12 protein-coding genes are annotated in these 19,573 nt (G+C 70.6%); 7 read left to right on the top strand and 5 right to left on the bottom strand.

Going from position 1 to position 19,573, the window contains the following annotated elements; translation table 11 throughout:
• Positions 1 to 5: 5 nt before the first annotated feature.
• On the bottom strand, positions 6 to 1,097 hold the full coding sequence (locus tag K0H49_RS17755; RefSeq protein WP_219215222.1) for a septal ring lytic transglycosylase RlpA family protein: 1,092 nt from the start codon (positions 1,095 to 1,097) through the stop codon (positions 6 to 8).
• The gene (glnE, locus tag K0H49_RS17750; protein WP_219215219.1) at positions 1,081 to 3,891 is read right to left on the bottom strand and encodes a bifunctional [glutamate--ammonia ligase]-adenylyl-L-tyrosine phosphorylase/[glutamate--ammonia-ligase] adenylyltransferase; all 2,811 of its coding nucleotides are present in this window, start codon (positions 3,889 to 3,891) and stop codon (positions 1,081 to 1,083) included. The genes K0H49_RS17755 and glnE overlap by 17 nt, the downstream gene beginning before the upstream one ends.
• 24 nt (positions 3,892 to 3,915) lie before the next feature.
• Here glnE and K0H49_RS17745 point away from each other — a divergent pair, with 24 nt between their 5' ends.
• From K0H49_RS17745 to K0H49_RS17730, 4 genes are all read left to right on the top strand, one after another.
• A complete protein-coding gene (locus K0H49_RS17745; RefSeq protein WP_219215216.1) occupies positions 3,916 to 7,980 on the top strand; it encodes a YhdP family protein in 4,065 nt (1,354 codons plus the stop codon).
• On the top strand, positions 7,977 to 8,801 hold the full coding sequence (locus K0H49_RS17740; RefSeq protein ID WP_219215214.1) for a carbon-nitrogen hydrolase family protein: 825 nt from the start codon (positions 7,977 to 7,979) through the stop codon (positions 8,799 to 8,801). The genes K0H49_RS17745 and K0H49_RS17740 overlap by 4 nt, the downstream gene beginning before the upstream one ends.
• 40 nt (positions 8,802 to 8,841) lie before the next feature.
• Positions 8,842 to 10,860, top strand: coding sequence for a two-component system sensor histidine kinase NtrB (locus K0H49_RS17735; RefSeq protein WP_219215527.1), 2,019 nt, complete (start codon positions 8,842 to 8,844; stop codon positions 10,858 to 10,860).
• A 233-nt stretch (positions 10,861 to 11,093) separates the two neighbouring features.
• On the top strand, positions 11,094 to 11,720 hold the full coding sequence (locus tag K0H49_RS17730) for a response regulator transcription factor (protein ID WP_219215211.1): 627 nt from the start codon (positions 11,094 to 11,096) through the stop codon (positions 11,718 to 11,720).
• Here the strand turns inward: K0H49_RS17730 and K0H49_RS17725 are convergent.
• Complete coding sequence (locus tag K0H49_RS17725) at positions 11,717 to 12,358, bottom strand: OmpA family protein (protein ID WP_219215208.1); 642 nt, start codon at positions 12,356 to 12,358, stop codon at positions 11,717 to 11,719. The genes K0H49_RS17730 and K0H49_RS17725 overlap by 4 nt on opposite strands.
• A gap of 242 nt (positions 12,359 to 12,600) precedes the next feature.
• A complete protein-coding gene (locus K0H49_RS17720) occupies positions 12,601 to 12,747 on the bottom strand; it encodes a hypothetical protein (RefSeq protein WP_219215205.1) in 147 nt (48 codons plus the stop codon).
• On the opposite strand from K0H49_RS17720, the gene mltA reads away from it, so the two are divergent.
• Both mltA and K0H49_RS17710 read left to right on the top strand, forming a co-directional pair.
• Positions 12,746 to 13,882 (top strand): murein transglycosylase A, encoded by a 1,137-nt coding sequence (gene mltA, locus K0H49_RS17715; protein ID WP_219215202.1) that lies wholly within the window; start codon positions 12,746 to 12,748, stop codon positions 13,880 to 13,882. The two genes, K0H49_RS17720 and mltA, sit on opposite strands and share 2 nt — an antisense overlap.
• A 392-nt stretch (positions 13,883 to 14,274) precedes the next feature.
• Positions 14,275 to 16,311: a PhoX family protein gene (locus K0H49_RS17710; RefSeq protein ID WP_219215198.1), complete on the top strand. Its 2,037-nt coding sequence runs from the start codon at positions 14,275 to 14,277 to the stop codon at positions 16,309 to 16,311.
• A 19-nt stretch (positions 16,312 to 16,330) separates the two neighbouring features.
• Here K0H49_RS17710 and K0H49_RS17705 read toward each other — a convergent pair whose 3' ends face one another.
• Positions 16,331 to 16,792 carry an Lrp/AsnC family transcriptional regulator gene (locus tag K0H49_RS17705; RefSeq protein WP_219215195.1) on the bottom strand — a complete coding sequence of 154 codons (462 nt, stop codon included), beginning with the start codon at positions 16,790 to 16,792 and terminating at the stop codon, positions 16,331 to 16,333.
• Positions 16,793 to 16,898: 106 nt separating this feature from the next.
• On the opposite strand from K0H49_RS17705, the gene mdeB reads away from it, so the two are divergent.
• The gene (gene mdeB, locus K0H49_RS17700; protein WP_219215193.1) at positions 16,899 to 19,553 is read left to right on the top strand and encodes an alpha-ketoglutarate dehydrogenase; all 2,655 of its coding nucleotides are present in this window, start codon (positions 16,899 to 16,901) and stop codon (positions 19,551 to 19,553) included.
• Positions 19,554 to 19,573 lie beyond the last annotated feature (20 nt).

Below are 19,573 nucleotides of genomic sequence, written 5' to 3'. Positions count from 1 at the left end.
ACGGCTCAGCGCCGCTCGACCACGATCGGCGCGATGCGCAGTTCCTCGCGCACCTGCGACACGGTCGCAGCCGCCGCGTCGCGCGTGGCGAAGGGCCCGGCCTGCAGCCGGTGCGTGCCGTCCTCGCTGAACACGCGCAGCTGCGAGGCCAGCGCCGGCAGGCCGCGTGCGGCCCGGTTGCGCAGGCCCTCGGCGCCATCGCGTTCGCGGAAGGCGCCCAGCTGCAGCCAGAAGCCGGCGGACGGTGCCTCGGCGTTCGATGACGTCGGCAGCGGCGAGGGCGTCGGCGCTGCGGCCGGCGTCAAGGGCGGCAGTTCGGTCACGACCATCGCCGACGGCGCGGATGCCGCGGAAGGCTGCGCGGGCAGCGCGACGCTGTCGGCCGGCGCTGCCGCGGCGTTCGCGGTCCAGGCGGCGGGCACGGCCACGGGTGCCGGGGCCACGGCCCTGGGAGGCGGCGGTGGGGGCGGCGGTGGCGGTGTGGCCGAGGCCAGCATCGGCTCGCCACCGCGGCGCCAGGCGCCGGTGCGGATGTCCTCGTTGGTGATGCGCTCGATCTCCACCGGCCCCACGCCGCGCAGCAGGTCGAGCTTGAGCGCGGCGGTGTAGCTCAGGTCGATGATGCGGCCGTCGTGGAAGGGGCCGCGGTCGTTGACCCGGACCACCACCTCGCGGCCGTTGGCCGGATTGCGCACCCGCACATAGCTGGGCAGCGGCAGCGTCTTGTGCGCCGCGGTCATCGCGTACATGTCGTAGGGCTCGCCGCTGGCCGTCGACTGGCCGTGGAACTTGTTGCCGTACCAGGAGGCCACGCCGCTCTCGCGCAGCGGCCGGTCGTCGGTGATCGGCACGTAGGAGCGGCCCAGCACGGTGTAGGGCTTGCTGGTGCCGCCGCTGCCGCGGATCGATTCGATGCGCGGCTCGGCATCGGGCACGCTGCTCAGGTTCGACGGCGGATTGGCGCCCGGGCCGTCGCGACCGCTGCGGCCCTCGCCACCCTTGGGTCCGCTCGCGCAGCCCGCCAGCACCAGCGCCGCGGCGAGGGCCGACCAGGCCGCGCCGCGCGGCCCTGCGAGGCGGTCAGCCAAAGACCGCATGCCACAGCGCCAGCATGGCTTCGCGTTCGGCCGCCAGGGCCGGCAGCGGCACCTGCGTGGGTTCTTCGTTGAGCCGCGCGCGGTGCTGGACGCGGCGCAGTTCGCGGTAGGCCGCTGCGGCCCGCTGGCCCACGCCCTCGGGCAGCAGCCCGGCCGCCTCGGCGCGCTGCAGCAGCGCGATGTTGCCCACGTTGGGCACCAGCTCGGTGTGGCCGCAGGCCTGCGACAGCACCAGGAACTGCACCGCGAACTCGGCATCGACCATGCCGCCGGGGCTGTGCTTGACGTCGAAGCGCCCGGCCTTGACCGGGTGCGCGGCGCGGACCTTGTTGCGCATCGCGAAGATCTCGGCGCGCAGCGCCTCGTGGTCGCGCGGCGCGCAGATCACGGCGTCGCGGATGCGGTCGAAGCGCTCGCCCAGCGCCGGGTCGCCCAGCACGAAGCGCGCCCGCGTCATGGCCTGGTGTTCCCAGGTCCAGGCGGTGTTGCTGCCGCGGCCCAGCTGGTACTTCTCGTAGGCCGCGAAGGTGGTGATGAGCAGGCCCGAGTTGCCGTTGGGCCGCAGCGCGGTGTCGATCTCGAACAGGTCGCCCTCGCGCGTCTTCGTCGTGAGCCAGTTGATGAGCCGGCGGATGTAGGCCGCATAGACCTCGCCCGCGCGTTCGTCCTCGTCTTCGTAGACGAACACGATGTCGAGGTCGCTGCCGTAGCCCAGCTCCTTGCCGCCCAGCTTGCCGTAGCCGATGACCGCGAACTGCGGCGCCTCGCGATGGGTGTTGCGCACATGCTGCCAGCACCAGCGCGCGGTGATGCGCAGCACGGTGTCGGCCATGGCGCTGAGGTCGTCGGCCACCTGTTCGACCGTGATCCGGCCTTCGACGTCGCGCGCCAGCGTGCGGAACACCTCGGCATGGTGCGCATGGCGCAGCAGGTTGAGCAGGCGCTCTTCATCGTCTTCACCGGTGCGGCGCAGCGAGACCAGCCGCGATTCGAGCTCGCGCTCGAACTCGGCGGCGACGAAACGCCCGCCCAGCATCTCGTCGCTGGCGAGTTCGTCGATCACGCCCGGGTGCTGCATCAGGTAGCGCGCCGGCCAGCGCGCCGCGCCGAACAGCCGCAACAGCCGCTCCTGCACCGCCGGCCGTTCGACCAGCAGCGCCAGGTAGCTCTCGCGCCGCAGCAGCGGCTCGATCCAGTCGGCCCAGCGCAGGGCGGCTTCGGTGCGCTGTGCCTTGACTTCCTCCGAGGCGTCCTGGGCCACCCCGTCGATCCACTGGCCGGTGCGGCGCACCAGCTGGCGCAGCCGCGCGCGCGTCTCGTCGCGCAGCGCCAGGATGCGCGGGCTCTCGCGCCAGCGCTCGACGCGCGCGGCGAAGGCCGCGGGCAGCTGGGCGATCAGGTCGTTGAGGTCGGCCGGCGGGTCGGTCTTGGCCTTGCCGTTGCAGCCGGTGCAGGTCTTCTCGCCGCCCAGCAGCTTGTCGAACTCCTGCGCCACGAATTCGCGGTGGGTGTCGAGCTCGGCCAGGAAGGCGCAGCAATCGGGCAGCCCCATCGACTCGGCGATCCAGCGCACGTCCTCGTCGTTGACCGGCAGCACGTGGGTCTGCTGGTCGTCCAGATACTGGATGCGGTGCTCGACGCGGCGCAGGAACTCGTAGGCCACGGCCAGGGTGTCCGCCGTGTCCTGCGGCATCAGGCCGGCGCGCGCCAGGCGCTGCAGCGCGTCGAGCGTGGGCCGGGTGCGCAGCTCGGGGAACTGACCGCCGCGCACCACCTGCAGCAGCTGCACGGTGAATTCGATCTCGCGGATGCCTCCGCGCGACAGCTTGACGTCGTTGGCCCGCTCGGGCCGGCCCGCGCTGCGGCGCGCCGCCTGTTCGCGGATCTGCCGGTGCAGCGTGCGCAGCGAATCGAAGACGCTGTAGTCGAGGTAGCGGCGGAACACGAAGGGCAGCACCACGCCGCGCAGCGCCTGGGCCGAGCCGTCGGCCACCACCGAGGCGGGCGCCACCACCCGGCTCTTCATCCAGGCGAAGCGCTCCCACTCGCGGCCCTGCACCTGCAGATACTCCTCGAGCGCATCGAGCGAGACCACCGGCGGGCCGGAATTGCCGTTGGGCCGCAGCGCCAGGTCGACCCGGAACACGAAGCCGTGCTCGGTGGTGTCGCCCACCAGCGCATAGATGCGCTTGACGGCCAGCGCGAAGTACTCGTGGTTCGAGATCCGGCCACGGCCGTCGACGTCGCCCGCGGTGTCGCCGTCCTGGTCGTAGAGGTAGATCAGGTCGATGTCGCTCGACACGTTGAGCTCGCGCGCGCCGAGCTTGCCCATGCCCACCACCCAGAACTGGGCGCGCTGGCCGTCGGGGCCCAGGGGGGCGCCGTGGCGGGCGTCGAGTTCGGCCGCGCTCTCGGCGCAGGCGACGTCGAGCGCGAACTCGGCGAGCTGGGTGACGGCGGTAGTGACCACGGCCAGCGGGGCCTGGTGGTCGCAGTCGAGCGTGACCAGCCGCTCCATGACCAACTGGCGCACGATGCGCAGCGCATCGGCGGCGCTGTCGCCGCGCGCACGCAACTGTTCGTAAGCCTGGCGCATCTGCGGGCGCAGCGGTTCGCCCTCGGGCAGCAGCGCCAGCTCGCCCGCATAGCGGCGGCGCAGCCGCTGGACGAAGCGCGAATGGGCGGACAACGGGACCGGGGCCGTCGCGGGAGCCACCGGCGGCCATGTCGTCGTGGGGGAGGGATGCACGATGGCATCGGTGGGAGCGGAACCCGTCGAGAGGCTGGGGGTCATAATTCCTGCACAGCGCGATCCTCAATGAACGACACGGCGTCCCATCCTTCCAAGCTGCTCAAGTTCACCGCTGTCATGGCGAGATGGCTGCTGGGTCTGTTGATTGCCGCGTGGTCGTTGTTCGCCTTGGCGGTCGTTGTCCTACACGGCTGGATTGTGCCGCGAATCGGCGACTACCGTGAAGCCATCGAGGCGCAGGCCTCCCGTGCCGTCGGGGTACCGGTGCGCATCGGCGAGATCAGCGCACGATCCGGCACCCTGTTTCCCGTGCTCGAGCTGCGCGACGTGGTGCTGCTCGACGCCCAGCAGCGCGAAGCGCTGCGGCTGGTGCGGGTGGTGGCCAGCGTCTCGCCACGCTCGCTGTGGCACCTCAACTTCGAGCAGCTCTACATCGAGAAACCCCAGCTCGAGGTGCGGCTCGATGCGCTGGGCAAGCTGCACGTGGCCGGGCTCGACATGTCCACCGACACCAGCGGAGAGACCCGCGGCGCCGACTGGTTTTTCGCCCAGCGCGAGTTCGTGATCGAAGGCGGCACGGTGCGCTGGACCGACGAACGCCGCCAGGCCGAGCCCCTGACGCTGACCGACGTGCGCTTCGTCGCGCGCAATGCCGGGCGCCGCCACGCGCTGCGCCTGGACGCCACGCCGCCCGAGGGCTGGGGCGAGCGCTTCTCGCTGCGCGGCCAGTTCCGCCAGCCGCTGCTGTCGGTGCGCCGCGGCAACTGGCACAGCTGGACCGGCCAGATGTACGCCGAGCTGCCGCACATTGACGTGCGCCGGCTCGGGCGCTACGTGTCGCTCGACGCCCGCATCCGCGAAGGCAGCGGCGGCCTGCGCGCCTGGGCCGACGTGCGCAACGGCAAGATCGTCGGCGGCGCCACCGACCTCGCCCTGGACCAGATCGACGCCTCGCTCGACGCCGGGCTCGAGCCGCTGGTGCTGCGCGGCGTGACCGGCCGCCTCGCGGGCCGCCTCAACGACCAGACGCTCGAGTTCTCCACCACGGCCCTGCAGTTCACCGCCGCCGACGGCCTGCGCTGGCCCGGCGGCAACCTGTGGTTCCAGCACACGCCGACCCAGGGCCGAAGCCCCGAACGCGGCGCCTTCAAGGCCGATGCGCTCGACCTGGCCGCGCTGGCGCTGATCGCCGGCCGGCTGCCGCTCGGCGACGCCACGCACCAGGCGCTCGCCACCTACGCGCCGCGCGGCGTGGTGGAGCGCCTCGACCTCGGCTGGCAGGGCTCGCTCGACGCCCCGCACCACTACCGCGCCACGGGCAGCGTGAGCGGACTCGGCCTGGCCTCGCAGCCGGCCAAGGCGCCCGCCGACGCCAAACCGCAGGCTGCTGCGGCCGTGCCGCATCCGGGCACGCCCGGCCTGAGCGGCGCCCGCGTCGAGTTCGACGCCACCCAGGACGGCGGCAAGGCCACGCTCTCGATCGCGCAGGGCACGCTCGAATTCCCCGGCGTGTTCGAGGAGCCGCTGATCCCGATCGACCGGCTCTCGGCGCAGCTGCAATGGAAGCTCGACGGCGACAAGGCGCAGCTGCAGGTGAGCGACCTGCGCTTCGCCAACGCCGACGCCACGGGCGAGGCGCGCGCCAGCTGGCGCACCAGCGACCCGGCCGTGTCGCACGGGCGCTCGCGCTACCCCGGCGTGCTCGACCTGCAGGGCCAGCTGACCAACGCCGACGGCACGCGGGTGTTCCGCTACCTGCCGCTGGAGATCCCCAAGCACACCCGCGACTACGTGCAGCAGAGCGTGACCAAGGGCCGCGCCAGCACGGTCGACTTCAAGGTCCGCGGCGACCTCTGGGACGTGCCCTTCAACGACCCGCGCGAAGGCGAATTCCGCATCTCGGCCAAGGTGTCGGGCGTCGACTACGCCTACGTGCCGCCCTCCCTGGTCGCGTCGGGCAAGGCGGCCGCGTGGCCGGGCCTCACCGGCGTCTCGGGCGACCTGATCTTCGAGCGCTCGGGCATGCGCGTGCGCAATGCGCGCGGCCGCCTGGTGGGCGCGCCGGGCATCGAGGTGACCCAGGCCGACGCGCAGATCGCCGACATGGCGCATCACGCGCCGCTGCTCGAGGTCGATGCCCAGGCCCGCGGGCCGCTGGCCGAACTGCTCAAGGTCGGCGCGCCGCTGACCGGCGAGGCGGCCGAGCCGATCGCCAGGGTGCGCGCCACCGGCAACGCCGACTACCGGCTCAAGCTGGACCTGCCGCTGGAGAACATGGACAAGGCCAAGGTGCAGTCCACCGTGGTGCTGGCCGGCAACGACCTGCAACTCGCGCCCGAAGCCCCGACCGTGTCGCAGGTCCGCGGCACGCTGGGCTTCACCGAAACCGGCTTCACGTTGGGCGGCGTGCAGGGCCGGCTGGCCGGGGGCGACACACGCATCGAGGGCCGCGGGCGCTACGCCGGTGCCAGCCCCGAGATGAGCTTCAGGGCGCAGGGCAACGTGACCGCCGAAGGCCTGCGCGCGGTGCGCGAAGTCGAATGGCTGCCCCGGGTGGCCGCCAAGGCCGGCGGCGGTACCGGCTACAGCGCCACGCTGTCGGTGCGCGACGGCACGCCGGAGTTCTCGGTCAACAGCAGCCTGCAGGGCCTGGCGCTGGCGCTGCCCGCGCCGCTGGCCAAGAGCGCCGACGAGGCGATGCCGCTGCAGATCGAGAAGAAGGTGGTGCTGCGCGAGGCCCGGGCGGGCGCGGCACCGCTGATGCACGACCGGATCGCCCTCGGCCTCGGGAACGTGGCCTCGGCCCACTACGTGCGCGACATCACGGGCGCCGAGCCGCGCGTGCTGCAGGGCGCGATCGGCGTCGGGCTGCCCGAGGGCGAGACCGCCACCGCGCCCGACCACGGCGTGCTGGCCACGCTGCACCTGGCCCAGTTCGACCTGCCGGCCTGGCAGGCGCTGTTCGGCGAAGCGACGGGCAACGCGGTCGGCACCGGCACCGGCGGCAGCGACCCCTCGGCCTACCTGCCGACGTCCCTGGCGGCGCGCGCGCAGGCACTGGGCATCGGCGGCGGCCGCACGCTGCACGACGTGGTGCTGGGCGGCTCGCGTGAGGGCACGCTGTGGCGCGCCAACATCGACGCCACCGAGCTCAGCGGCTATGCCGAATACCGCCAGTCGCAGGACGGCCGCATCTATGCGCGGCTGTCGCGCCTGAAGATCGCGGCCAGCGAAGCGAAGGACGTCGAGTCGCTGCTCGACGAGCAACCCGATGCGCTGCCGGCGCTTGACATCGTGGTCGACGACTTCGAGCTGCTGGGCCGGCACCTGGGCCGGGCCGAGATCGACGCGGTCAACCGCGGCGGCGCGCGGCGCGAGTGGCGGCTCAACAAGCTGGCCTTCACCATGCCCGAGGCCAGCTTCACGGCGCAGGGCACCTGGGCCGGCAACGACGCGGCGCGGCGCCGCACCGCGATGAACTTCAAGCTCGAGATGGCCGACGCCGGCGCATTGCTGGCGCGCTTCAACATGAAGGACGTGATCCGGCGCGGCCGCGGCCGGCTCGAGGGCGAGGTCGACTGGCAGGGCTCGCCGCTGTCGCTCGACTACCCCAGCCTCAACGGCCAGCTGCACATCGACGTGGGCAGCGGCCAGTTCCTCAAGGCCGACCCCGGGCTCGCCAAGCTGCTGGGCGTGCTGAGCCTGCAGGCGCTGCCGCGCCGTCTCACGCTCGACTTCCGCGACGTGTTCAGCGACGGCTTCGCCTTCGACTTCGTGCGCGGCGACGCCAAGATCCTGCGCGGCGTGGCCAGCACCAACAACCTGCAGATGAAGGGCGTGAACGCCGCCGCGCTGATGGACGGCTCGGCCGACCTGGCGCGCGAAACGCAGAGCCTGCGCGTGGTGGTGGTGCCCGAGATCAATGCGGGCACCGCATCGCTGGTCGCCACCGCGATCAACCCGGTGATCGGCCTGAGCACCTTCCTCGCGCAGCTGCTGCTGAGCAAGCCGCTGGCCGCCGCCGCGACGCAGGAGTTCCAGATCGAAGGCACCTGGACCGACCCCAAGATCACCAAGGTGCCACGCCGCAGCACGCCCGTGAACGAAGCACAGAAGGAGAACCGGCCATGAAAGTCGCAGCCATCCAGATGGTGTCGGCCATCACCCGCGAAGCCAACCTGGCCCGCGCCCACGCCCTGCTGGCCGAGGCCGCGGCGGCCGGCGCCGAACTGGCGGTGCTGCCCGAGTATTTCTGCGTGATGGGCGCCAGGGACACCGACAAGCTCGCGCTGCGCGAAGCGCCCGGCGACGGCACGGTGCAACGCTTCCTGGCCGACGCGGCGCGCGAGTTCGGCCTGTGGATCGTCGGCGGCACCTTGCCGCTGGAGACCACCGACGACCAGCATGTGCTCAACAGCTCGCTCGCCTACGCGCCCGACGGCCGCTGCGTGGCGCGCTACGACAAGATCCACCTGTTCTTCTTCGACAACGGCCGCGAGCACTACGACGAGCGCCGCGTGGTCGCGCGCGGGAGCGAGCCCGTCAGCTTCGACCTGCCCTCGCGCGACGGGCACCGCTGGCGCATCGGGCTGTCGGTCTGCTACGACCTGCGCTTCCCCGAGCTCTACCGCGCGCTGTCGCAGGGCGGCGCCGAACTGCTGCTGGTGCCCAGCGCCTTCACCCACACCACCGGCTCGGCCCACTGGGAAGTGCTGCTGCGTGCGCGCGCCATCGAGAACCTGGCCTGGGTCGTGGCGCCCGCGCAGGGCGGCACGCACGAGAACGGCCGCCAGACCTGGGGCCAGTCGCTGATCGTCGACCCCTGGGGCACGGTGGTCGCACAGCGCGCGCAGGGCGAAGGCGTGGTGCTGTTCGAGCTCGACGCCACGCGCACCGCCGCGGCACGCGCGCAACTCCCCGCACTCTCCCACCGTGTCCTCTCCGCCGCTTGAGACGCCGCGCCCGGTGCCGCGCGAGAACCTCGCCACGCGCCTGGCGCTGCGCTTCGGCGGCCAGGCCTTCCTGAGCCTGCGCTCGGTCTGGCAGCGCTGGTTCCTCTGGGTGCTGCTGGCGGTGCTGGTGCTGGCGCTGCTCGCCACCGTGGTGTGGCTGGCCGGCCGGCACGAAGCCGAGCAGGTGCAGGCCGCGCTCGACCGCGACACGGCCGATGCCGCCGCGGACCTGCGCGCCGGCCTGCAGCACAACATGCAGAGCCTGCACGCCCTGGGCGCGCCGGCACTCAACCCCGAGCGCTGGCCGACCGAATCCGCCGCCCTGATGCGCGGCCATCGCGAGTGGCTGCGGCTCGAATGGCGCGACGGCGCGCTGCGCACGCGGGCCGCGGCCGACACGCCCTATCGCACCACGATGTTCGACGAGACCACGCGCCAGTCGGCACAGACCGACGTGGCGCTGGCCTGCACCTCGGCGCACAAGCTCGACGGTGCCGCCTATTCGCCGAGCCACTACGTGGCGCTGCCCGACAGTGCGGGCCTCGAGGTGATGGAGCTGTGCCTGCCGCTCGAGGCCGGCGGCTACCTGATCGCCACCTACGCGCTGCGCGACATGCTCACCGAGCTGGTCGCGCCCACGCTGCGGCGCGGCCAGGAAGTCTCGCTGACCGAGCCCGACGGCACGCGGCTCGCGTCGGTCGGCACCGCGCGGCGCATCGGCAGCCGCGTGTTCAGCACGCAGCAGCTGATCGACCTGCCCGGCACGGCGCTGGTGCTGCGGGTCGACGGCTGGCGCGCCGCCCCCGATGTGTTCCCCAACCTGCTGACCGCGCTGGTCACCGCCATCTCGATCGCGCTGGTCTCGGTGCTGGTGCTGCTGGCACGCGACACGCGCCGCCGGCTGCGCGCCGAGAACGAGCTGGCCGACACGCTGGCCTTCCGCAAGGCGATGGAAGACTCGGTCGTCACCGGCCTGCGCGCGCGCGACCTGCAGGGCCGCATCACCTACGTCAACCCCGCCTTCTGCGAGATGGTGGGCTTCAGCGCCGAGGAACTGGTCAGCGCCGGCTTCGGCGAAGCGCCCTACTGGCCGACCGAACTGGCGCACGAATACCAGAAGCGCCAGACCCTGCGGCTGGCCGGCGGCCTGCCGCCGCGCGAGGGCTTCGAATCGGTGTTCATGCGCAAGAACGGCACCCGCTTCCCGGTGCTGATCTTCGAGGCCCCGCTGATCAACGCCCACGGCGTGCAGACCGGCTGGATGAGCGCCTTCATCGACGTCAGCGAGCAGCGCCGCGTCGAGGAGCTCTCGCGCGCCAGCCAGGAGCGGCTGCAGGCCAGCGCGCGGCTCGCGACCGTGGGCGAGATGGCATCGCTGCTGAGCCACGAGCTGACCCAGCCGCTGGCCGCCATCGCCAGCTATGCGACCGGATCGCTCAACCTGCTGCAAGGCGCCGAAGGCGAGAACGCCGAAGTCGCGATGGCGGTGCGCCGCATCGCCGAGCAGGCCGACCGCGCGGGCCAGGTGATCCGCAGCGTGCACGACTTCGTGCGCCGGCGCGACCGCACGCGCGAGCCCGTGGCGCCGCAGGCGCTGCTCGATGCGGTGCTGCCGCTGGTGCGGCTGCAGGCCCGCAAACTCGACGTGCGCATCGACGTGGTGCTGGAAGACGCGTTGCCCCGGGTCTTGTGCGACCGCACCTTGGTCGAACAGGTGCTGCTGAACCTGGCGCGCAACGCGATGCAGGCCATGGACATGCCGGAGCTGCGCGAGCGCGTGCTGCTGTTGCGCGTGGCCCGTGCGGGCGGCCTGCGGGCCGAGGGTGCGCCGGCCGACATGCGCCACTGGCTGGCGTTCACGGTGGCCGACATCGGCAGCGGCATCAGCGACGAGGTGGCCAAGCGCCTGTTCACGCCCTTCTTCACCACGCGGCCCGACGGCATGGGCCTGGGCCTGAGCCTGTGCCGCACGGTGGTCGAGCAGCACGGCGGCGTGCTGATGTTCGAGCCCCACCGTCCGCGCGGCACCGTTTTCCGATTCACATTGCCGATCGCCTGAACTGCATGGCCCACCCTCGATGCGCCTTCGGCGCCTCCCCCCTTCCGGGGGCGACACCAGCGGCCCGGCAAAGCCGGTTCCGCGGTGTCCCTGGCCCACCCCCGGAGGCGGCGCGGCACTTCGTGTCCGCTTGCCTTCCCCCTCAAGGGGGCGACACCAGCGGCCCGGCAAAGCCGGTTCCGCGGTGTCCCTGGTATTGATTCCACTTGCCGTCAGGCCTGGAGAAAGATGAAATGCAACCCCTGATCGACGGACTGGTCTTCATCGTCGACGACGATGCGGGCGTGCGCGACGCGCTGGCCTGGCTGCTGCGTTCGCGCCGGCTGGCCAGCGAGCCCTTCGCCTCGGCCGATGCCTTCGAGGCCTACATCACGAGCATGCCGCCCCTGCCGCAGCCGCATTGCCTGCTGCTGGACGTGCGCATGCCGGGCACCAGCGGGCTGGTGCTGTTCGACCGGCTGGCCGAGCGCGGCCTGCTGGAGGCCATGCCGGTGATCTTCCTGACCGGGCACGCCGACGTGCCGACCGCGGTCGACCTGGTCAAGCGCGGCGCCTTCGATTTCTGCGAGAAGCCCTTCTCTGACAACGCGCTGGTGGACCGCATCGAGAAGGCGCTGGCCGCCTCGCTGCTGGCCGTCCACGCGCAGGCCGGGCGTCAGGCCTTGCGCGACCGCATCGGCGAACTCACCGATCGCGAGCGTGACGTGATGCAGCTGGTGGTCGAGGGATTGCCCAACAAGCTGATCGCCGATCAGCTGTCGATCAGCGTGCGCACGGTGGAAGTCCACCGTGCGCGGCTGTTCGAGAAGATGGACGTCAAGTCGGCCGTCGAACTGGCCAACCTGCTGCGCGGGATTTAGCCCTGGCGCTCGCCGACGTAGATCTCGACGCGGCGGTTCTGGGCGCGGCCGGCGTCGCTGTTGTTGTCGGCGATCGGCTCACGCGAGCCGCGGCCTTCGATGCGGAAGGCGCTCGAGGGCACGCCGCGGGCGATCAGGTAATCGCGCGTGCTGGCCGCACGGTCGACCGACAGCGGGTTGTTGATGGCGTCGCTGCCGGTGCTGTCGGTGTGGCCGATGATGCGCACTTCGGCGTTCGGGTTGTTGCGCAGGCCGTTGGCGAACTGGTTGAGCACCGGCGCGAAGTTGGCCTTGATGGCCGAGCGGCCGGTGTCGAAGGACACGTCGCTCGGGATCGCGAGCTTGAGCTCGTTGTTGGCGGTCTGCGTCACGCCGATGCCGGTGCCGCGGGTGGCGGCTTCCATCTCGCGCTTCTGGTTCTCCATGCGCTGCGACCAGAGGTAGCCGCCCAGCGCGCCCACGCCGGCACCGATGGCCGCGCCCGTGCCGGCACGACCGCCGGTGACGGAACCGATGGCGGCACCGCCCAGCGCGCCGACGCCGGCGCCGATGCCGGTGTTGCGTTGCGTGTCACTCATGCCGGCGCAGCCGGTCAGGACGACGGCGAATGCGGCAGTGGCGAGTACGAGTTTTTTCATGGCGGTTTCCTTCGATCGAAGTTGAGAGACGCCGCAGCATGATCTGCCGCGGGATGCCGGTCAATTATCCCGATGAAAGCAGGGCCCAATGGGCGCCGCGGACGTCTCGGCATGTAACCATCCGGGCATTCGATCCTCCTGAAAGCCATGAATTCAAAGGCCCAACCGCTACCAAATCCATAGCAATTCCGCAGTTACCTCACGATACGATGCGGCCTCGCCCGACAGGGAAAGCGTGACATTCAGCCGCGGGGCGGCGTGTCTTCCGGCGCGTCGGCCTTGTGCCCCGGGTCGATCTCGCCGCCCTTGCGGCCGGAGAACATGGTCCACCACACGATGAAGACGAGCAGCACGAGGGCGCCGAGCGCTTCAAGCAAAATCAGACCCATGACAAAAGGACTCCGGTGGCTGGTGGTAACGGCCATCGTAACAATGCTCGCTGCCTGCTCGACCGGCACGCGCATCCCCCCCACGACTTCCCCGCCCATTGGCAGCAGCCCGCCGCCGGTGCTGGGGCCTCTCACCGGTTCGCTGGCGCATCCCAAGAGCCGCTGGGTGCCCGTGGCGTGGTCCGAACTGCCGGGCTTCAACGACGACGCCACGCATGAGGGCTGGGACGCGATGGTGTCGAACTGCGCGCGCCCCAATGCCGCCTTCGCGCCCTTGTGCCAGGACGTGCGGCGCCTCGCGATCGCGGATGCCGACGCGCAGCGCCAGTGGATGACCGAGCGGCTGCAGCCCTACCGCGTGGAATCGCTGGCCGGCCAGAGCGAAGGCCAGCTCACCAGCTATTACGAACCTGTCTACGAGGCCTCGCGCCAGCAGACCGCGCAGTTCAACGTGCCGATCCACGCCACGCCCGCCGGGCTGGTGCCCAAACGGCCCTGGTTCACGCGCGAGCAGATCGAGACCCTGCCCGAGGCGCAGGCCGCGCTGCGCGGCCGCGTGATCGCCTGGATGGCCGATCCGGTCGACGCGATGATGCTGCACATCCAGGGCTCGGGCCGCCTGCGGCTGACCGAGCCCGACGGCCGGCAGCACACCGTGCGCGTGGCCTTCGCCGCCACCAACGAACAACCCTACCGCAGCATCCAGCAGTGGCTGATCAACCAGGGCGCGGGCCGCGTGAGCCGCTGGCCCGACGACACCAAGGCCTGGGTCGCACAGAACCCGCAGCGGGTGTCGCAGCTGATGTGGAGCAACCCGCGCTACGTGTTCTTCCGTGAAGAGACGCTGAGCGAGGTCGATGCGGCCTTCGGGCCGCGCGGCGCGCAGGGCGTGCCGCTGACGGCCGGCCGCTCGATCGCGGTCGACCGCGACAGCATCCCCTACGGCACCCCGGTCTGGCTGACCACGCCCGGGCCGTCGGTGCAACTGCAGAAGCTCGTGGTGGCGCAGGACACGGGCAGCGCCATCCTGGGCGCCGTGCGCGCGGACTACTTCGCGGGCACCGGGCTCGAAGCCGGCAGGCTGGCGGCGACGGTGAACCAGCCGCTGCGCCTTTGGGCGCTCTGGCCGAAGTAGCCCCACCCCCGAAGGCGGCGCGGCACTTCGTGTCCGCTTGCCCTCCCCCTCAAGGGGGCGACACCTGCAGCCCGGCGAAGCCGGTTCTGCGGTGTCTCTGGACCACCCCCGATGCGCACTTGGCTCCCCCCGGAGGCTCGCGCACTGCGTGTCGCTTCACCTTCCCCCTCCGGGGGCGACACCGGCGGCCCGGCAAAGCCGGTTCCGCGGTGTCCCTGGTCTTGAATTCACACGCTGTGCGCGGCGCTTGAACATCGCGCTTGTCACCGTTCTGTCATGCCCACGGCATGGCCATGTCATGGGCGCTGCCTAAGGTGCGGTGGCGTGCGGCGGCCGAGGGAAATGCTGGGGCCGTCGCGTCGATTCACCCCACGATTTCAAAGAACATCGCCATGTCCGAACCCGTTGATTTCCGCGCCTCGCGCCGCCAGGCCCTCAAGCTGTTCTCTGCCGCGCCGATGCTGCCCCTGGGCGGCGTCGCCTTCCTGACCGCTTGCGGCGGCGGCAACGACAACACCGTCACGCCCCCGGTCACGCCTCCTGTCACGCCGCCGGCCGCGGCCAACTACGTGTCGGCGACCTTCACCGGCATGGCCGCGCCCACGCTGAGCACGCCCGCTGCGATGGCCACCACCACCGTCGGCTCGACGCTCAAGATCGCCTACGACGACGGCAGCGCCACCGAGTTCAAGCTGGCCTACCGCCCCTTCTTCGTCACCGGCGACCAGGTGCCCGACGGCAAGGGCGGCACGGTGCTCGCGGGCGGTTATGTCGACATCTACAACCAGCCGATCGTCGATGCGTCGGTGCCGGGCAAGGAACGCCAGTTCTTCTCCGATTCGCCCGACGGCACTTCGCTGCTCGCGCTGCCGAACCCGACCGTGCCCGGCATCAAGGGCAAGGCCGTGTTCGCCGTGGTGCAGTTCGAATACAACACGCGCGACCAGGCCGGCAACGACACCTACGGCCGCCTGCCTTCGCCCATCGCCGTGCTCACGCTCGACCAGGACCAGACCACCGGCAAGCTGAGCCTGGTCAAGTACCACAACGTCGACACCACGCCCGCGCACGGCCTGTGGATCACCTGCGGCGCCAGCCTGTCGCCGTGGAACACCCACCTGTCGAGTGAAGAGTACGAGCCCGATGCCAACGTCGCCGCCGGCAGCGCGCAATTCAAGGCCTACAGCAAGAACGTGTTCGGCAGCGAGACCATCGCCAACCCGTACCACTACGGCCACCTGCCCGAAGTCACGGTGAACCCGGACGGCACCGGCAGCGTGAAGAAGCACTACTGCATGGGCCGGATCTCGCACGAGCTGATCCAGGTCATGCCCGACAACCGCACCGCCATCATGGGTGACGACTACACCAACGGCGGCTTCTTCATGTTCGTCGCCGACAAGGAGAAGGACCTCTCGGCCGGCACGCTCTACGTGGCGCGCTACGACGCGGGCTACTCCATCGATCCGGCGGCCGCGGCCACCAAGATGAGCTGGATCAAGCTGGGCCACGCCACCAGCGCCGAGATCGAGAAGCTGGCCAACACGCTCAAGGCCTCGGACATCATGGACATCGTCTATGCGGTGCAGAACGGCTCGGCCGACGCGGTGCCGCTGACCCCCGCCACGCCGGTCGACAACAGCTTCACGCTGCTGTACGCCGACGGCAAGGCCAACTGGGTGCGCCTGAAGCCGGGCATGGAGAAGGCCGCGGCCTTCCTCGAGACGCACCGCTACGCCAACCTCAAGAACGCCAGCATGGCCTTCACCAAGATGGAAGGCACCACCGTCAACATCAAGGACAAGGTGGCGTACTCGGCGCTGCAGAACATCCAGGACTCGATGATCCAGGGCGGCAAGGGCTGGACGGCCGCGACCAACATCGCGCTGCCCAAGAAGCTCGCGGCCGGCGGCGTGATGGCGCACGACCTGGCCGGCAGCCAGAAGGACACCGACGGCGCGGCGATCGCTAGCGAATGGGTGCCCACCAAGACGCATGCGCTGCTGGTAGGCGAAGACGTGCCGGCCGACGCGCTGGGCAACACCTCCAACCCCGACAAGGTCGGCAACCCCGACAACCTCAAGTTCTCGGAAAAGATGCGCACGCTGTTCATCGGCGAGGACAGCAGCAGCCACGTCAACAACTTCCTGTGGGCCTACAACGTCGACACCAAGCAGCTCTCGCGCCTGATGTCGATCCCCGCGGGCGGCGAGTCGACCGGCCTGCACGCGGTCGACGAACTCAACGGCTGGACCTACATCATGAGCAACTTCCAGCACGCGGGCGACTGGAGCGGCCTGCATGCCAAGGTGCAGCCCACGCTGGACCCGCTGGTGCGCGCCAACTACAAGGACCGCTTCGGTGCGGCCGTCGGCTACCTCACGGCCGACCCGGTCCAGCCTTCGCTGGGCGCCAAGAAGAAGGCCTGAGCCTGATGCGGCGTGCGCTTCAGGGCAGCGGCAACGCGGTCTTGTAGCGCACCTGCTTGAGCGCAAAGCTCGAGCGGATCTTCTCGATGCCGGGGATGGGCGTGAGCTGTTCCATGATGAACTTCTCCAGCGCCGCCATGTCGGCCACCGCGACCCGGATCAGGTAGTCGCGGTCGCCGGTCATGAGGTAGCACTCCATCACCTCGTCGTGCTCGGCGATGCGCCGCTCGAAGTCGGCCAGCGACTCCTTGCCCTGGGTGCGCAGGCTGATCGAGATGAAGACATTGAGCCCCAGGCCGAGCGCCTGCGCGCTGGCCAGCGCCACGTAGCGGTCGATCACGCCGGCCGCCTCCAGCGCCTTCACGCGCGCCAGGCAGGGCGAGGGCGAGAGGTGCACGCGCCGCGCCAGTTCGACGTTGGACAGCGAACCATCGCGCTGCAGTTCGTCGAGGATGCGCAGATCCATGGGATCGAGTTTCATGAAATGCCGCCGAATAATAGTTTTGCGGCATTTTATGCGGCCATCGTTGCGAGAAGCGGCCCTTCACGGCAGCTCATGCGGCGCGTAGCATCCTAAAGTGCCTGCTATGAATGCACCGATTTCCGCCTCGCAGTTGCACGCCCTGATGACCCCCGACGCCCACGATCCCGACCCGCAGGAAACCGCCGAATGGCGCGATGCGCTGACCGCGCTGGCCCAGACGCAGGGGCCGGAACGCGCGCGCCAGATGCTCGACGCGCTGGCCCAGGTCGCCAGCCAGCAGCGCATCGGCTGGAAGCCGGAGCTTTCGACGCCCTACGTCAACACCATCGGCGTCGACGCCCAGCCCGCCTTCCCCGGCGACCTCGCGATCGAGGAGCGGCTGGGCTCGCTGATGCGCTGGAACGCACTGGCGATGGTGGTGCGTGCCAACCAGGCCTATGGCGAACTCGGCGGCCACATCGCGAGCTATGCCAGCGCGGCCGACCTGTTCGAAGTCGGCTTCAACCATTTCTTCCATGCGCACAGCGAGCGCCATGGCGGCGACCTGGTGTTCTTCCAGCCGCACAGCGCGCCGGGCGTCTATGCGCGCGCCTACCTCGAAGGCCGCTTGAGCGAAGACGACCTGCTGCACTACCGCCAGGAACTGACCGCCCCCGCCTTCACCCAGGGCAGCGGCGCGCGCGGCCTGTCGAGCTACCCGCATCCCTACCTGATGCCGGACTTCTGGCAGTTCCCCACCGGCTCGATGGGGATCGGCCCGATCAGCTCGATCTACCACGCGCGCTTCATGCGCTACCTGAGCGACCGCCAGCTGCAGGACTGCAGCCAGCGCAAGGTCTGGGGCGTGTTCGGCGACGGCGAGATGGACGAGCCCGAATCGATGAGCGCGCTCACGCTGGCCGCGCGCGAGAAGCTCGACAACCTGGCCTGGGTGGTCAACTGCAACCTGCAGCGCCTGGACGGCCCGGTGCGCGGCAACGGCCGCATCGTCGACGAGCTGGAAAAACTGTTCGCGGGCGCGGGCTGGAACGTGATCAAGCTGGTCTGGGGCAGCGACTGGGACGGCCTGTTCGCGCGCGACACCACCGGCGCGCTGGCGCGCGCCTTCGCCCACACGGTCGACGGCCAGATGCAGACCTTCGCGGCCAAGGACGGCCGCTTCAACCGCGACTCCTTCTTCGGCCAGAACGAAGAGTTGAAGAAGCTCGCGCAGGGCATGACCGACGAGCAGATCGACCGCCTCAAGCGCGGCGGCCACGACCTGGTGAAGATCCATGCGGCCTATGCCGCGGCCGCCGCCCACAAGGGCCAGCCCACCGTCATCCTGGCCCACACCAAGAAGGGCTACGGCATGGGCGCCGCGGGCCAGGGCAAGATGACCACGCACTCGCACAAGAAGTTCGAGAGCGCGGACCTGATCGGCTTCCGCAACCGCTTCGACCTGCCGCTGTCCGACGAGCAGGCCACCTCGCTGACCTTCTACAAGCCGGCCGAGGACAGCGCAGAGATGCGCTACCTGAAGGCGCACCGCGAGGCGCTGGGCGGCGCGATGCCGCGCCGCGAGACCGCGTGCGCGGTGGTGCCCAAGCCCGAACTCGCGGCCTATGCGCAGTTCGCGCTGGCGGCCAACGGCAAGGAGATGAGCACCACCATGGCCTTCGTGCGCATGCTGGGCAACCTGCTGAAAGACAAGGCCCTGGGCCCGCGCGTGGTGCCGATCGTGGCCGACGAGGCGCGCACCTTCGGCATGGCCAACCTGTTCAAGCAGGTCGGCATCTATTCGAGCGTGGGCCAGCGCTATGCGCCGGAAGACATCGACTCGATCCTCAGCTACCGCGAAGCCACCGACGGCCAGATCTTGGAAGAGGGCATCAGCGAGGCCGGCGCGATCGCGAGCTGGACCGCCGCGGCCACCAGCTACAGCGTGCACGGGCTGGCGATGTTGCCCTTCTACATCTACTACTCGATGTTCGGCTTCCAGCGCGTGGGCGACGCGATCTGGGCCGCGGCCGACCAGCGCGCGCGCGGCTTCCTGCTGGGTGCGACCTCGGGCCGCACCACGCTGGGCGGCGAAGGCCTGCAGCACCAGGACGGCAGCAGCCACCTGGTGGCCGCGACCATCCCCAACTGCAAGGCCTGGGACCCGGGCTTCGCGGGCGAGATGGCGGTGATCGTCGACGCCGGCATCCAGGAGATGATGGTCGAGCAGCGCGACGTCTTCTACTACGTCACGCTGATGAACGAGAACTACGCGCAGCCCGACGTGCCCGCCGAAGCGGCGGAGCACATCCTGCGCGGCTGCTGGCGCTACGAGGGCTGGCGCGATGCGGCATCGTCGTCGAAGCCGAAGAAGCCCCAGGTCACGCTGATGGGCTCGGGCGCGATCCTGACCGAGGTGGTCAAGGCCGCGCAGCAGCTCGAGGCCGAAGGCATCGCGGCCGAGGTGATCAGCGTCACCAGCTGGAGCGAGCTCGCGCGCGACGGCGCCGCCTGCCAGGCACGGGCGCTGAACGGCGAGGAGGCCGGCACCGCCTTCATTGCCCAGCAACTGGGCAAGGGCAAGACCCCGATCGTGGCCGCCACCGACTACGTGCGCGCCGTGCCCGAGAGCGTGCGCGCCTTCCTGCCCGAGGGCCGGCGCTACCTCACGCTGGGCACCGACGGCTTCGGCCGCAGCGACACGCGCGCCGCGCTGCGCGACTTCTTCGGCGTCGATGCAGCGAGCATCGGGCGGGCCGCCAAGCTCACGCTGCGCTGAGAAGCTTCTGAACCCCGTCG

Source organism: Variovorax boronicumulans, from assembly GCF_019352895.1.
In the GTDB taxonomy this organism is placed as follows: domain Bacteria; phylum Pseudomonadota; class Gammaproteobacteria; order Burkholderiales; family Burkholderiaceae_C; genus Variovorax; species Variovorax boronicumulans_A.
The sequence above is the reverse complement of the archived record's forward strand: the minus strand, read 5'-3'. Positions and strand labels throughout refer to the sequence as shown.

Coding starts and splice junctions, on each gene's coding strand:
- K0H49_RS17755 (WP_219215222.1), bottom strand. CDS start 1,097: ATGCGGTCTTTGGCTGACCGCCTCGCAGGGCCGCGCGGCGCGGCCTGG.
- glnE (WP_219215219.1), bottom strand. CDS start 3,891: ATGACCCCCAGCCTCTCGACGGGTTCCGCTCCCACCGATGCCATCGTG.
- K0H49_RS17745 (WP_219215216.1), top strand. CDS start 3,916: ATGAACGACACGGCGTCCCATCCTTCCAAGCTGCTCAAGTTCACCGCT.
- K0H49_RS17740 (WP_219215214.1), top strand. CDS start 7,977: ATGAAAGTCGCAGCCATCCAGATGGTGTCGGCCATCACCCGCGAAGCC.
- K0H49_RS17730 (WP_219215211.1), top strand. CDS start 11,094: ATGCAACCCCTGATCGACGGACTGGTCTTCATCGTCGACGACGATGCG.
- K0H49_RS17725 (WP_219215208.1), bottom strand. CDS start 12,358: ATGAAAAAACTCGTACTCGCCACTGCCGCATTCGCCGTCGTCCTGACC.
- mltA (WP_219215202.1), top strand. CDS start 12,746: ATGACAAAAGGACTCCGGTGGCTGGTGGTAACGGCCATCGTAACAATG.
- K0H49_RS17720 (WP_219215205.1), bottom strand. CDS start 12,747: ATGGGTCTGATTTTGCTTGAAGCGCTCGGCGCCCTCGTGCTGCTCGTC.
- K0H49_RS17710 (WP_219215198.1), top strand. CDS start 14,275: ATGTCCGAACCCGTTGATTTCCGCGCCTCGCGCCGCCAGGCCCTCAAG.
- K0H49_RS17705 (WP_219215195.1), bottom strand. CDS start 16,792: ATGAAACTCGATCCCATGGATCTGCGCATCCTCGACGAACTGCAGCGC.
- mdeB (WP_219215193.1), top strand. CDS start 16,899: ATGAATGCACCGATTTCCGCCTCGCAGTTGCACGCCCTGATGACCCCC.